Annotated in this window: 12 protein-coding genes and 1 tRNA gene; 6 read left to right on the top strand and 7 right to left on the bottom strand. The window is 42.5% G+C overall.

Annotated elements, in window-relative coordinates; all coding sequences use genetic code 11:
* Window positions 1-84: 84 nt before the first annotated feature.
* Window positions 85-171 (bottom strand) — tRNA-Ser (locus F6K52_RS21355).
* A gap of 84 nt (window positions 172-255) precedes the next feature.
* Between F6K52_RS21355 and F6K52_RS21350 the strand changes: the two genes are divergently transcribed.
* The 4 genes from F6K52_RS21350 (at window position 256) to F6K52_RS21335 (ending at window position 2,680) form a co-directional block, all read left to right on the top strand.
* Window positions 256-624 carry a 2Fe-2S iron-sulfur cluster-binding protein gene (locus F6K52_RS21350; RefSeq protein WP_008178059.1) on the top strand — a complete coding sequence of 123 codons (369 nt, stop codon included), beginning with the start codon at window positions 256-258 and terminating at the stop codon, window positions 622-624.
* 76 nt (window positions 625-700) lie between these two features.
* Window positions 701-1,171 (top strand): thermonuclease family protein, encoded by a 471-nt coding sequence (locus F6K52_RS21345; RefSeq protein WP_293082272.1) that lies wholly within the window; start codon window positions 701-703, stop codon window positions 1,169-1,171.
* 200 nt (window positions 1,172-1,371) lie between these two features.
* Complete coding sequence (locus F6K52_RS21340; protein WP_293082269.1) at window positions 1,372-2,214, top strand: inositol monophosphatase family protein; 843 nt, start codon at window positions 1,372-1,374, stop codon at window positions 2,212-2,214.
* Window positions 2,215-2,305: 91 nt separating this feature from the next.
* Window positions 2,306-2,680, top strand: a complete 375-nt coding sequence (locus F6K52_RS21335; RefSeq protein ID WP_293082266.1) for a Nif11-like leader peptide family natural product precursor — start codon at window positions 2,306-2,308, stop codon at window positions 2,678-2,680.
* A 170-nt stretch (window positions 2,681-2,850) separates the two neighbouring features.
* Here F6K52_RS21335 and F6K52_RS21330 read toward each other — a convergent pair whose 3' ends face one another.
* From F6K52_RS21330 to F6K52_RS21315, 4 genes are all read right to left on the bottom strand, one after another.
* On the bottom strand, window positions 2,851-3,810 hold the full coding sequence (locus F6K52_RS21330; RefSeq protein ID WP_293082263.1) for a pentapeptide repeat-containing protein: 960 nt from the start codon (window positions 3,808-3,810) through the stop codon (window positions 2,851-2,853).
* The gene (locus F6K52_RS21325) at window positions 3,803-4,558 is read right to left on the bottom strand and encodes a hypothetical protein (protein WP_293082260.1); all 756 of its coding nucleotides are present in this window, start codon (window positions 4,556-4,558) and stop codon (window positions 3,803-3,805) included. The genes F6K52_RS21330 and F6K52_RS21325 overlap by 8 nt, the downstream gene beginning before the upstream one ends.
* 147 nt (window positions 4,559-4,705) lie before the next feature.
* On the bottom strand, window positions 4,706-4,870 hold the full coding sequence (locus tag F6K52_RS21320; RefSeq protein ID WP_293082258.1) for a hypothetical protein: 165 nt from the start codon (window positions 4,868-4,870) through the stop codon (window positions 4,706-4,708).
* 137 nt (window positions 4,871-5,007) lie between these two features.
* Window positions 5,008-5,871: an Rpn family recombination-promoting nuclease/putative transposase gene (locus tag F6K52_RS21315; RefSeq protein ID WP_293082255.1), complete on the bottom strand. Its 864-nt coding sequence runs from the start codon at window positions 5,869-5,871 to the stop codon at window positions 5,008-5,010.
* Between the two features lie 1,013 nt (window positions 5,872-6,884).
* Here F6K52_RS21315 and F6K52_RS21310 point away from each other — a divergent pair.
* Together F6K52_RS21310 and F6K52_RS21305 are read left to right on the top strand one after the other, a co-directional pair.
* Window positions 6,885-7,841 (top strand): hypothetical protein, encoded by a 957-nt coding sequence (locus F6K52_RS21310; protein ID WP_293082251.1) that lies wholly within the window; start codon window positions 6,885-6,887, stop codon window positions 7,839-7,841.
* Between the two features lie 31 nt (window positions 7,842-7,872).
* Window positions 7,873-11,730: a CHAT domain-containing tetratricopeptide repeat protein gene (locus F6K52_RS21305; RefSeq protein ID WP_293082248.1), complete on the top strand. Its 3,858-nt coding sequence runs from the start codon at window positions 7,873-7,875 to the stop codon at window positions 11,728-11,730.
* A gap of 308 nt (window positions 11,731-12,038) precedes the next feature.
* Here the strand turns inward: F6K52_RS21305 and F6K52_RS21300 are convergent, their stop codons facing one another.
* Together F6K52_RS21300 and F6K52_RS21290 are read right to left on the bottom strand one after the other, a co-directional pair.
* The gene (locus F6K52_RS21300) at window positions 12,039-12,281 is read right to left on the bottom strand and encodes a hypothetical protein (protein ID WP_293082275.1); all 243 of its coding nucleotides are present in this window, start codon (window positions 12,279-12,281) and stop codon (window positions 12,039-12,041) included.
* A gap of 480 nt (window positions 12,282-12,761) precedes the next feature.
* On the bottom strand, window positions 12,762-13,294 hold a 533-nt coding region (locus tag F6K52_RS21290), incomplete at its 5' end, for an Rpn family recombination-promoting nuclease/putative transposase (RefSeq protein ID WP_293082242.1).

Genomic DNA, 13,294 nt, shown 5'->3' with positions numbered 1-13,294 from the left:
TCCGCTGAATGCTGAATGCTGAAGGCTGACCGCTGACGGCTGACCGCTGACCGCTGAATGCTGATAGTATTGATCGAATGGATACGGAGAGGGAGGGATTCGAACCCTCGTTAAAGTTGCCCCTAAACAGCATTTCCAGTGCTGCGCCTTCAACCACTCGGCCACCTCTCCAGGTAAAGTATTCAGTTGGAGCTTTGAATTTTTCTCAACTCATCGCCCGATTTCTTATTATACAGAAAATTATATACGAAGTCAATGACTCAATCGTACACCATTCAGATTCATAATCGCCAAACTGGTGCTAAGCACAAGGTAAACGTGCCAACAGACCGCTATATCTTGCATTCCGCAGAAAACCAAGGTGTAGAGCTACCCTTTGCCTGCCGCAATGGAGCCTGTACCACTTGCGCAGTGCGAGTGTTGGCAGGAAAAGTCTACCAACCGGAAGCCATGGGACTATCTCCACAATTGCGGGAGCAAGGCTATGCTCTATTGTGTGTGAGTTATCCCCGGTCAGACCTAGAGGTAGAGACTCAGGATGAAGATGAAGTGTATGAACTTCAGTTCGGTCGATATTTTGCTAAAGGCAAAGTTCGGTTTGGGCTGCCACTGGATGAAGATTAGGACAATAGCAGAGCAGAGGTACAGTAGAGCGGGTAGCCTGCTTAGTTGCTTTCTGCTCTTCCTCGGGGGTTGTCAATTGACCAATGTCCCCAACCAGACTAGTGCTCAAGTGCAACAGGTGATCAGTGGACACACGGTGGATGTCTTGATCACCAATCAAGATCCACCATTAGTGGCACGAATCCGGATGATTGGTATAGAGGCACCAAGCTGGAAACAAAAGCCCTGGGGAGATCAGGCCAAAAGCTGTTTACAGAAGATCCTTAGTGAAACTAGTGATCAACAATCGGTTATGTTAGAGCTCGATGTAGAGGAACAAGACCGCTATAGTCGCTGGTTAGCCTATGTATGGGTAGATGGTGTGTTGGTCAATGAGCAGTTGGTAGCTAAGGGCTGTGCCTTAGCTTCACCCCTAGCCCCCAATAACAAATATGATGATGTAATGGCTCGTGCTCAAGAATACGCCAGAATTATGGGCTATGGAATTTGGAACCCAGATCAGCCTTTGCGCTTGACACCAGCAGAATTTCGCCGTCAAAATCCATAGTGGTTATCAGCTATCAGTTATCAGCTATCAGCCAAAGCGCTACTTGAGGTGCTACTTGAGGTGCTATCAGTTATCAGCCTATGGGCTACGCGCAATCGGTGCTTTTGAATAAAATAAGCTGACAGCTGACAGCTGACCGCTGACGGCTAGACCGCTGACTGCTTACCGACTCAATTGATAAACTACAGGTTATCTGCTCAATGACAGAACATACCTCCGAACAACTACAAACTTTCCTTGATATTGCCGCTAAAGCTGCCACTGCTGCTGGTGATGTTTTGAAAACTTACTGGGGCAATCTCAAAACTGTAGAAGAGAAAGGACGTCCTGGAGATTTAGTCACTGCAGCTGATAAAGAAGCAGAAGCAGTAGTCTTAGATATACTCAAAAACGATGTACCAGACCATTCGATTCTCGCAGAAGAATCCGGTCAACTGGGAGACAATCAAAGTAAATACCTATGGGCGATTGACCCCCTCGATGGTACTACTAATTATGCCCATCAATACCCCATTGCTGCTACCTCTGTGGGGTTGTTGATTGACGGCAAGCCTCAGGTGGGAGCAGTATATAACCCCTTTCGAGATGAGTTATTGTGTGCAGCTGTGGGCTTAGGCGCAACCTGCAATGGTCAGCCAATCCAGGTTTCCCAAGTCTCTGAGCTGGGTAAGAGCTTGTTAGTCACTGGATTTGCCTATGACCGGCGGCAGACTTCCGATAACAACTATGCCGAGTTCTGTTACCTGACTCATCTGACTCAAGGCGTTCGTCGTAGTGGTTCTGCATCCATCGATTTGTGTGATGTTGCTACTGGACGATTGGATGGCTATTGGGAACGAGGGCTTTCTCCTTGGGATATAGCCGCTGGCATCGTTATCCTACAGGAAGCTGGTGGTAAAGTTACCGCTTATGATGGCAGTCCTATTGATATTAATTCTGGGCGGATTCTGGCAACTAATGCCAAGATTCACGATAGTCTCAGTGCTGCGTTGTTAGAGACAGCACCTTTATCTTCTTGGCCTTTATCTTTTTCGAAAGAATAATAATTAATAATTGTCATTAATTATAATCGTAGATGTAAAGTCGATTAACTAGCGTCCATGAGTGACGCATTTTTTATAGCTAATATCTACAATGTCTACAATCTCTACAGAAACTGTTACTCAATTTTTCCATGCTATTTCTCAACAAGAAGATTTAAAACAGCAGCTAATAGCTACTATAAATCCAGAAGAGGTAGTTAAGATAGCACAGGATTACGATTTTAATTTTACCGTAACTGACTGGCAACAGTTTATCCAGGAACATCAGTCTAGTCAGCCTACCAGTGATACTTTTAAAAAAGAAATAATAGGATTAGATGTTACAGAAGAACAGTTAGATGCTTGGTGGAAATTTGCTTGGGAAACAGGAGATATCAATCTGATCGCTTGGGTTTATGACAAGAGAGATGCTATCACTTGGGTGCAATTGCTAGATGAGTTTAAAGTGATTAAAAAAGAGGATTAATTTTCAGCTTAAGCGCTACGCGCACGCGTGCGCGTTCAGCCTTCAGCGGTCAGCGGTCAGCGGTCAGCGGTAAGCCGTCAGCCGTCAGACATCAGTGGTCAGCGGTCAGGCTGAAAACTGATAGCTGTTCGCGTAGCGTGCGCGTAGCGCTTAAGCTGATAGCTGATAGCTCACGATTCAATCACCCCATTAATCAGTAACGCTGCCTTAGTTTTGTCTAAAATATCTTTTTCATAGGTTTTGATTGGGTCCTTTTCATCAATGTTCAGGTGAGTCGCCATTGGGTCTTCTATTTGATACTCTTTCTCGAAGTAAAGTAAGCTAATTGTGGTCAGATATATTCGATCAGCAATAGCAGCAGCAAGCAATCGATAAAAACGAGCTGCAAAACGGGGGTCTTGCTCTAGTTTATGGGTTAATTTAGCTCGATCAATTGACCACACAATGGAGTCTTCTAAAGCTTTAACTGTAGCGGAAGGGGGATGATCTTTCACAAAAGACATTTCTCCGACTACTTCACCGTTGGATAATCGAGCAATTTCCCGACTTTTCCAAGCTTCGACCGAAACGGTTAAGATGCCATCGAGCACAATGTAGAGGGCATTGATCGATTGTCCTTCATGAATCAAGACATGACCAGCTGGAATTTCTTTACTCTCCCCTGTGGCAATCATCCAATCTCGGTCACGGTCATTCAATTCATTCCAAGCCAGAAGCACTTCCGTGATACTAGGTTCCCATATCCCTCCTCGCTTGATCAGGTTATCCTTGGTCTGTTCAACCAGACCGAGATTTTTGCCAAACCGAGTTCCTGTGACTTGGGCATTACTGAGATTAGCATGGCTTAAGTTTGCTGAAATCAAGCTAGCGCCACTCAAGTCAGCCCCACTCAAGTCAGCGCTACTCAAGTCAGCCCCACTCAGTTTGGCATCCCTTAAGTCAGTATCACTTAAGTCAGCATGGCTGAGATTAAGACGACTGAGATTAACACCCCTAAGGTTAGCACCTGCAAAGTCACTACTAATATCTAAACCAGCAACTTCTGCTAATTTCAAGAAATTCTTGGTCTTGGCGGCTCGAAAACCTTGGAGTGTCTTCTTTATTTCCTGGCTTAATTCTTGATTAAACATCCTGCAATACTAACCGACTTACATAAGGTTTTAATTGGCGCTTGAGTAAAAATAAGACAATCTTTCGATCTAGGACTGCCCGTTCTTCTCGACTAATTTCTTGAAACCATATTCCCTCCGCTTCATAAAGATGGACATTTTTCTGCAAAACTGTGAAAATTGCTTCGATATAACAGGGTTCATTGATGTCTAGTTTGGTAATGCTGCATAACCATATACTGCTAAGGGTTCCAGTTAATAATGGCTCACCACTTTTGGCTGCAAAAACCCAGGCTGGACTAGTTTCTCCACCTTTGGATGTTATCTGGTAATCCATGATGGTGAATTCATCAGTTTTTTCGTGATTGATATTTTTCCTGAGATTTAATTCAGTACCTATGTTGAACTCAAATTGATTGGAAGTAGGATCTAAACCCATGGACATCTTCTTGTCATGGTGAATTTGACTACCTTGCTTTGACCGTCGCTTTTTCTCTATAGAAACCTTAAAATCATCATTGAAACCACGGTTAGAATAGGGAAGTTTGCCATTAGTTAAGTTCAGCCTTAGCTCTCCACCGGTTAGCCCAAGTTTGATGCTACCACCCGGTAGTTCTAAAAATTGATCATGAAAGTTTATCGTTAAAAGTAGGTCAATTTTATCTGGCTGAACGATAGTCCCCTCTAATTTCATGAACAGGCAATCTTCGTATTTATTCTCAATTTCAATAGTTTCAAGTCTTTTTGGCAAATCCTGCGTTATTACCATGCCCGCTGAAATTGGAATTATGAAGTTACTTTGATTAAAACCTAACATAATAATTTATATCTTTTTAATCTATGTTGATCAGAAATTAAGATTTACGAAAGCTATAATAATCCTCGATTTATTCCGAAAAATTACTTATAGCGGTGTTCAATTGGGAATTGGGAATCGGGAATCGGGAATCGGGAATCGGGAACAGGGAACAAAGAAGAGGCAAGAGGCAAGAGGCAAGAGGCAAGAGGCAAGAGATAACAGTTGACCCGGTGGGTGGAATGGGCATCTTGCCCGTTCCAATTTTCGGACGGACTGTCCCAATACTGGCTACTGATAAAACCAGGCTGAGTCCGTCCCTAACACACCCTACCCAACTAAAAATTCATTCTAAATTCTTCATTATTCATTATTCATTATTCATTCTTCATTCTTCATTAGTCTATTGCCTTTTGACTTGTTCAGCGAAGCTTCCTGATTTCCTCTACAGGTATGCCAGTAGTTTGGCTAATGGTTTCATCATCCAAAAGAGGCAGAAGTTGGCGTGCAATTGTTTGGGCTTTTTCTTTCTCCCCTTCTTCTTTACCTTGTTTCATTCCTTGTTTAATTCCTTGTTTCTCAGCAAATATAATCAGCCCTTGTTGGTCATGAATAAACATTTCTCGTTTTCCTAGTTCTTCCAACTCTTTCCTGGTTAAGTTCGCCTGAGACGCAATCCCAAATGCCTGTTGAAACTCTGGGAGTTGTGCCATTTTATCTGGGACTGTATCTAAGGAAGGGGCATTTTTTAAAAAATACATCCACAACTCATCCAATTCTTCTAACTGCTCCAACTGCTTCTGAAACTTCGGTAACTCTACAAACAATAATTGTAAGTAATTTTCTACGTAGCTGATGTTGGTACTTTTTTCTCGGAACTCAAAATGATTAATTACCTGATTATTCTCAGGAAACATAATAAAATCGGTAATGGTCAGAGCAATCACTGGTTTGAGATAACGGTAGCCTTCCCCTTTACCTAATTGTAGTGAGTAAGCTTTAGCTGCGTTATACAAAACTCGACGAGCAAAAGACTCTACCTGCAAAACCTGCATTTCAATAATCACTAGAGAACCATCCGTCAGCTTAGCTTTCACATCCAGGAAAGAGTCTTTGAGGATTGGCAGAGGAGAAGACTGATAAGGATCAATAATTTCTAAATCTTGGATGAGAGGTTGATTGTGATAGACAAGAGCATTGAGGAAGCTAATCAGAATCGGCTTACTTTCCTGGGAGGCAAAGATTTTTTTAAAGGCAAAGTCGGTTTTGGGGCTGATGAATTTCATGGCTGAGATGGGGCTGAGGGTGCGTTTACTCAGAGGATATCTGAAAAGTTTTTTGATACTGAATTTTGCCCCCCTAGCCCCCCAACTTTGGGGGGAACAAGAGTCAATTTGCTTCTAAAAGTCCCCCAAAATTGGGGGATTTAGGGGGCTTGGATGTAGCAAATGGGACTTCTCAGACAACCTCTCAAAAAAGTAGTAGACTACAACGATGCTATATATAGCAATTCTACAACTTGTGAAGTACAAATTTCTATATTTTAGGGAGCAGGGAACAGGGAGCAGGGAACAGGGAACAGGGAACAGGGAAGAGGGAAAAAAATCCTGTTGAGCTTACACTCCCCATCTCCCCACCCTTGCCACAGTTACTTTCTTTTTTACAACTATGATATCGACCCTACTCCTCCTCCTCTTCTTCCCTGAACCAACGCCAAATCAACAAGCAAAGATTCAAGACTATGATTAGATTTGCATCAAGGAATAAAGCTAGTAACTCCACAACGAACTCTATTAATAGCCAACGTTTTCGGTTGCGATTATTATTATTATTCATGGCTATGATTGTCAATGTAAATGGTTATGACTTCTACCTTCTTGACTAAAAAAATAGGTGTATAGGAGTTTGATATAAAAAAACTGGGATGGTATTTATTGGAAAATTTAATTAAATAAAAACCGAAATTTTAACTATGAATTAATAAACTAAAATAATCGAAAATAAAAACAAATAAAAATTTGTGATCATCTAACACAATTACCAATCTACATGGCAGAATTTAGGTAAGCACAAATGTAAGCATTCAGTCGGTCACAGGCTGGAAGCCTGTGCCACAAAGCTGAGGCTAGAAGCTTATGGGAGTTAAGTTTCACAGGCTAGAAGCCTGTGCCACAAAGCTGAGGCTAGAAGCTTATGGGAGTTAAGTTTCACAGGCTAGAAGCCTGTGCCACAAAGCTGAGGCTAGAAGCTTATAAGAGTTAACTATTACAGGCTGGAAGCCTCTTCTAACTCTTGCCTCTTGCCTCTTGCCTCTTGCCTTTTGCCTTTTGCCTACTCCCTGCTCCCTGCTCCCTTTCTTAGGATAAATACCATGACCAACCAACAATCTCAACAACAACAGTTCATTGAATACATAACTGACCAAATTTTCTCTATAAATACCACCGAAACCCAAAAACTATGCTTTCAACTGCGTTTTACTCCTGAAAACTGGGAACAAAAGAATGTTGACATTGCTCGCCAAATGAAAGAAGAACTGGGAGGGTTTAATGAACCAAGCATTGGTACTACCATTGGGGAAGTACTGGACAAGCTGAAAAATCACTTTGAGGAGGAAATGGCAAAACATGGGATAAATTTGGACAACCGCCCACCAGGAAGACCAGCGGATCAAGGACAATCTCCCTGGCGAATTGCTTATGGCTGGTTATGGGAACATAAATTTCCTTACTGGCAAATGGATTGCCTTTGGCAAACCCTGATTAAAAAAGCGGCATCTCCTTCTCATTGGCTTGGTTTTACTCCAAATTCTAATAGGATAGTTGTACCTAAAAGCAAGAAGCATGAAGTTGTTGTAGGCGTTTCTTACCATATGCATGTGGAGCTAGATTGTGACCAAGAGCATTTGTTGTTACTACATCGTGGTATATATAATAACGGTGTAGTTACCAACTATGTACTCTGTCCTTCCCAAGCTTTTGCTCCAGTTAATCGACTCAAAGATAAGAAAATGCTGATGCCTCAGTCAGGGGCAATGTGTGAAGAGATAACATTTGATACGGTAGGGCAAGAGGAGTTTCTGGCTATTGTCTTAGAAGATTCCTTGGATTTACCTTGGTTAACGCCTAATGAAGAAGAACCAGCTCCCATTTGGAATCCGGAACGGCTTAAGGAATTGTGGACAAGGTTGGCAGAAGATAGCAATAATTGGCAAGCATTTTATCGCTCTTTCGAGGTAGTCAAAGCATCTGCTTAGAATTAGGTAACAGGAAACAGAATAGGAAAATATGGACGAACAAGCAATTGAAGCTTATTTAAACCTGATCCAACAACTGCTACAATGCCCTAATGGACAGGAAGGGGAAATACTGCAGGCCAACCAAGAACTAGTGAATCCGGAGTTGGTGCAGATCATGGCAGCAGTAGCAGCACAAATGGAAGAGGATGGAGATAACAATGCCAATTGGTTGTTAAATTTGGCAGGGGAATTAGCAGAGATACTCGGGATTTCCCCGACTGAAGTTCCTTTAGAAGACTATCTCAATTTCCTACAGTCCATCTTGCAAGCAGTTGCAACTGACGATAGTCCTCAATCCGTTTACCCCGTACTGGAACAGAACCTAGACAAACTAGATGAAAACTTAGGGCAGATACTGCAATTTTTTGCAAAGGAACAGCTTCTTCAACTTCAGTCAGAAGAAGCTGAATCTGTTGCTAGAGTTATTAGCCAATTCGGCAGTTTGATTAAAGAGTTTCCTCTAGGTGATATAGCTAATAACCTAGAAATTGCCATTGCTAGTTATCAAGTCGTTGCCACAGTTTTCACCTTGGAGGCATTTCCCCAAGATTGGGCATCCACTCAAAACAATCTCGCGAATGCCTACAAGAATAGAATAAAAGGAGATAGAGCCGAGAATATCGAACAAGGGTTCACTGCTTATGAAAATGCCCTACAAATCTTTACCAAGTCAGCATTTTCCCAAGAGTGGGCAATGACTAAAACCAATCTCGGTAATGCCTACTTGGATAGAATAAAAGGAGATAGAGCCGAGAATATCGAACAATCAATTACTGCTTATCAACATGCCCTAGAAATTCTTACTAAGTCAGCATTTCCCCAAGAGTGGGCAACGATTCAAAACAATCTCGCTGCTGCCTACACTGATAGAATAAAAGGAGATAGAGCCGAGAATATCGAACAAGCCATCACTGCTTATCAACATGCCCTAGAAATCCGTACCAAGTCAGCATTTCCCCAACAGTGGGCATCCACTCAAAACAATCTTAGTAATGCCTACAAGAATAGAATAAAAGGAGATAGAGCCGAGAATATCGAACAAGCCATCACTGCTTATCAACATGCCCTAGAAATCCTTACCAAGTCAGCATTTCCCCAACAGTGGGCAACGATTCAAAACAATCTCGCTGCTGCCTACACTGATAGAATAAAAGGAGATAGAGCCGAGAATATCGAACAAGCCATCACTGCTTATCAACATGCCCTAGAAATCCGTACCAAGTCAGCATTTCCCCAACAGTGGGCATCCACTCAAAACAATCTCGGCAATGCTTACTGTGACAGAATAAAAGGAGATAGAGCCGAGAATATCGAACAAGCCATCACTGCTTATCAACATGCCCTAGAAATCCGTAAAAAGTCAACATTTCCCCAAGAGTGGGCAACGATTCAAAACAATCTCGGTACTGCCTACAAGAATAGAATAAAAGGAAATAGAGCCGAGAATATCGAACAAGCCATCACTGCTTATCAACATGCCCTAGAAATCCGTAAAAAGTCAGCATTTTCCCAAGAGTGGGCAAGGATTGAAAACAATCTTGGTAATGCCTACACTGATAGAATAAAAGGAGATAGAGCCGAGAATATCGAACAAGCCATCACTGTTTATAAACATGCCCTAGAAATTTGTAAAAAGTCAGCATTTTCCCAAGAGTGGGCAAGGATTGAAAACAATCTCGGTAATGCCTACTATCAGAGAATAAAAGGAGATAGAGCCGAGAATATCGAACAAGCCATCACTGCTTATCAACATGCCCTAGAAATCCGTAAAAAGTCAGCATTTCCCCAAGAGTGGGCATCAACTCAAAACAATCTCGGTAATGCGTACTTCGACAGAATCAAAGGAGATAGGGCAGATAATATCGAACAAGCCATCACTGCTTATCAACATGCCCTAGAAATCTATACTCCAGCAAACTTCCCTCTTGACTGTCTGAGAACAGCTCGTAATTTAGGTAATGTTGGTCTGGAAAATAACAATTGGCAACTAGCTATCGAAGGCTACGCCCTAGCTATCCAAGCCGTAGAACAAAGCCGGAGTTGGGCAATTGATGAGGAGCGTCGCCAAGACATTATTGCTGATGCCATTGACGTGTATGACAATATAGTACAAGCTTGCCTCAACTTAGGTCAGATCGAGAAAGCAGTGGAATATACTGAACGTTCTCGTGCCCAACGGTTGTTAGATATGATGGCTAGTAATGAACTCTACCAAGGGGGAGAAATTATCCCAGAACTAGAACAGCATTTGCAGGACTACGAGGAACTGCAACGGCGTATCAATGCCCTCCGTGTTGGTTCTGCTTCGGAGGCTGTTCCAGTTCTGGCAGGAACTCCTAATAAAACCCTGTCATTGGGAATGGGACTGAAACAATCTGATCAATCCTTGACTAGGGACGCTTTATTAAAATACCAGAAAGAAATCCAGGAATTAGAGGCACAAAAACAGCAAGTTTGGCAACAACTGCGCCGCTATGACCCTGTCTTGGCAGGACAAATTCAAGTGGAGCATCTCGATTGGCAGCAAATGCAGCAGTTAATCCAGGAACCAACTACTGCTCTGCTTAGTTTCTATACAACAATAAAGGATACCCATATTTTTATCCTACGTAAGGATCGCAGTCCTCAAGTTTTTACTTGTGTTGGGCAGGGGGTGGATAAGTTACACAATTGGATTGGACCAAACTGGTTCAATCCCTATGTTGCTTCAAACAGTAAATGGAAACAGAAGATGGGGGATTTTCTTGAAGAACTTGCGGAGCACTTGCAGTTGCAGGAGCTGGTGGGACACTATCTGAGTGGGATTGAGGAGTTGATTATTGTGCCTTATGGATATTTACATCAGATTCCTTTTGCTGCGTTGCCCTTAAAACGGGGAGAGCAAGAGGGTTTATTACCAGCAGAGCCAGACAAGAGTTCTGTTTCTCAAACTCGCATAGACTTGCCCAACAAAGACTCCAAACCCTTTGCCACTAAACCTGTTACCAACACTACTTATTTATGCGATCGCTTTCGTATTCGCTTGGTTCCCAGTTGCCAAATCCTCCACTATTGCCACCAACGCCCAGCAATTGCAGGTCAGGAAATGGGTATAGTCGAAGATGCAACGGAGGATCTGCCCTTTGCCAGTTTTGAATGCAAAACCCTGGCGGAAATGTATCACGTTCCTGATGAGCAGCGCTTACAAGGACGCAATGCCACGGTCAAATCATACCAAACCTTAGCCCAGCAAGTGCATATCTTCCACTCCAGCCATCATGCCCAATCTAACCCCATGGAGCCCTTGAAATCTGAGTTAAGGTTAGGAGATGGTTCCCTTACCCTGGGTCAACTTTTAACTCCTGGTTGGCGGATGCCCAATCTCTCCGAAGTTTTTGCCTCAGCCTGCGAAGTTAATTTCACTCTTACCAAAGTTACCGATGACTTGCTTAGTCTAGCTACGGGTTTTCTCTGTGCTGGAGCCAGGAGTGTGGTGAGTACCCAATGGTCCGTAGATGATTTGGCCAGTGCTTTATTAGCAATTTTTTACTACCATGGCCGCAGGTCAGGGATGAGCCGCTCCCAAGCACTACAGCAAGGGCAAATTAAATTGCGCAATTTAACGGGAAAGGACTTTGCTGATAACTATCAGCCTCAGTTAAGGGAACATCTGGCACAAAAGTTAAACGAAGCCAAAGCTGCTAAACAGAATGCTAAGGATCAGGGAGATGAGGAAGAGTTGGCTAAGTGGGTCAACATTGTGCGTCAATTCGATAGAGAGCAACAGCGTTTGGAGTCTTTGAGTAAGGAGGATTTTCCTTTTGCTCATCCTTTCTTTTGGGCTGGTTTTGTTTCCCAAGGAATTTAGAATGAAGAATTAAGAATTAAGAATGAAGAATTAAGAATTTAGAATTAAGAATTAAGAGTTTAGTTTTGTAGGGTGGGCAAGGGGAAATAAATTGGTTGGAGGGCTTGGGTTGAGGAATTACCTTGCCCACCAGGATTAAGTGGCTCTTTTTGGTGGGCAAAAGTATTAGAGTTTTCCCTACAGCTGATCTGTGTTCACTTTTTGCCCACCCTACAATATTTTACTCCCTAATAACTAACCAAAAAAAAATCGCCGCAGAAATACTTTCCACGGCTAGGAATTTTCGACTATGCACTCAATTTTCTCAGCTATCCAATCCTGATCGGATCTGATTTGCCTTTGGCCAGGGGGGGGAAACCCCCCCAGAAATTTAGCGATGCAGCGCGGTCTTGGGGAGGCAGCGCGGTCTTGGGGGTTCCCCCCATGAGCAACTGCCGTTGGTTTCCCCCATGAGCGACTGCATCAAGACAAGGTGTTAACGCCAAATCCAATACCTGTAGATCATCGTAATATATTCCCCTGGAGTTCCAGTGGGTTGAAGAGGACCCCATTCCGAAATTTGGATGTAGCCGAGGGCATTCAGGATATGGGCGGTATGGGTGATTTGCTGGCGAGACCCTTTCAAAATGTACGGAACAATGAATCCGTTTGAATTATTGTTTGAATTGGGCTGAGAGTTTTGAGTCATAGTCTAGAAATTGTTGTTTAGGTTTATAAATATAATCATAATGATTATATTTATTTTGTCAAGTAAAATTAAGAATTAAGAATTTAGAATTAAGAATTTAGAATTGAGATCCTGTAGGGTGGGCAAAAGGTTAGCACAGATCAGCTGTAGGGAAAACTCTAGGAGTTTTACCCACTAAAACGTCCGATCCTGTAGGGTGGGCAAGGTGATTGGTCAACCCAAGCGCTCCAACCAATTTATCTCCCCTTGCCCACCCTACAAAACTAGCTAAGGCTAAAAATTCATTCTTCATTCTTCATTCTTCATTCTAAATTCTTCATTAGTCTATTGCCTTTTGAATTGTTCAGCGAAGCTTCCTAATTTCCTCTACAGGTATGCCAGTAGTTTGGCTAATCGTTTCATCATCCAAAAGAGGCAGAAGTTGGCGTGCAATTGCTTGGGCTTTTTCTTTCTCCCCTTCTTCTCTACCTTGTTTCATTCCTTCTTCTATTCCTTGTTTCATTCCTTGTTTCTCAGCAAATATAATCAGCCCTTGTTGGTCATGAATAAACATTTCTCGTTTTCCTAGTTCCTCCAACTCCTTCCTGGTTAAGTTCGCCTGAGAAGCAATCCCAAATGCCTGTTGAAACTCTGGGAGTTGTGCCATTTTATCTGGGACTGTATCTAAAGAAGGGGCATTTTTTAAAAAATACATCCACAACTCATCCAATTCTTCTAACTGCTCCAACTGCTTCTCAAATTTCGGTAATTCTACAAACAATAATTGTAAGTAATTTTCTACGTAGCTGATGTTGGTACTTTTTTCTCGGAACTCAAAATGATTAATTACCTGATTATTCTCAGGAAACATAATAAAATCGGTAATGGTCAGAGCAA

It is taken from the genome of Moorena sp. SIO3H5 (assembly GCF_010692395.1).
GTDB lineage: Bacteria > Cyanobacteriota > Cyanobacteriia > Cyanobacteriales > Coleofasciculaceae > Moorena.
The sequence above is the reverse complement of the archived record's forward strand: the minus strand, read 5'-3'. Positions and strand labels throughout refer to the sequence as shown.

Bases quoted from the DNA above. Each gene is read 5' to 3' on its own strand.
- F6K52_RS21350 (WP_008178059.1), top strand. From the start codon at position 256: ATGACTCAATCGTACACCATTCAGATTCATAATCGCCAAACTGGTGCT.
- F6K52_RS21340 (WP_293082269.1), top strand. From the start codon at position 1,372: ATGACAGAACATACCTCCGAACAACTACAAACTTTCCTTGATATTGCC.
- F6K52_RS21335 (WP_293082266.1), top strand. From the start codon at position 2,306: ATGTCTACAATCTCTACAGAAACTGTTACTCAATTTTTCCATGCTATT.
- F6K52_RS21330 (WP_293082263.1), bottom strand. From the start codon at position 3,810: ATGTTTAATCAAGAATTAAGCCAGGAAATAAAGAAGACACTCCAAGGT.
- F6K52_RS21325 (WP_293082260.1), bottom strand. From the start codon at position 4,558: ATGGTAATAACGCAGGATTTGCCAAAAAGACTTGAAACTATTGAAATT.
- F6K52_RS21315 (WP_293082255.1), bottom strand. From the start codon at position 5,871: ATGAAATTCATCAGCCCCAAAACCGACTTTGCCTTTAAAAAAATCTTT.
- F6K52_RS21305 (WP_293082248.1), top strand. From the start codon at position 7,873: ATGGACGAACAAGCAATTGAAGCTTATTTAAACCTGATCCAACAACTG.
- F6K52_RS21300 (WP_293082275.1), bottom strand. From the start codon at position 12,281: ATGGGGTCCTCTTCAACCCACTGGAACTCCAGGGGAATATATTACGAT.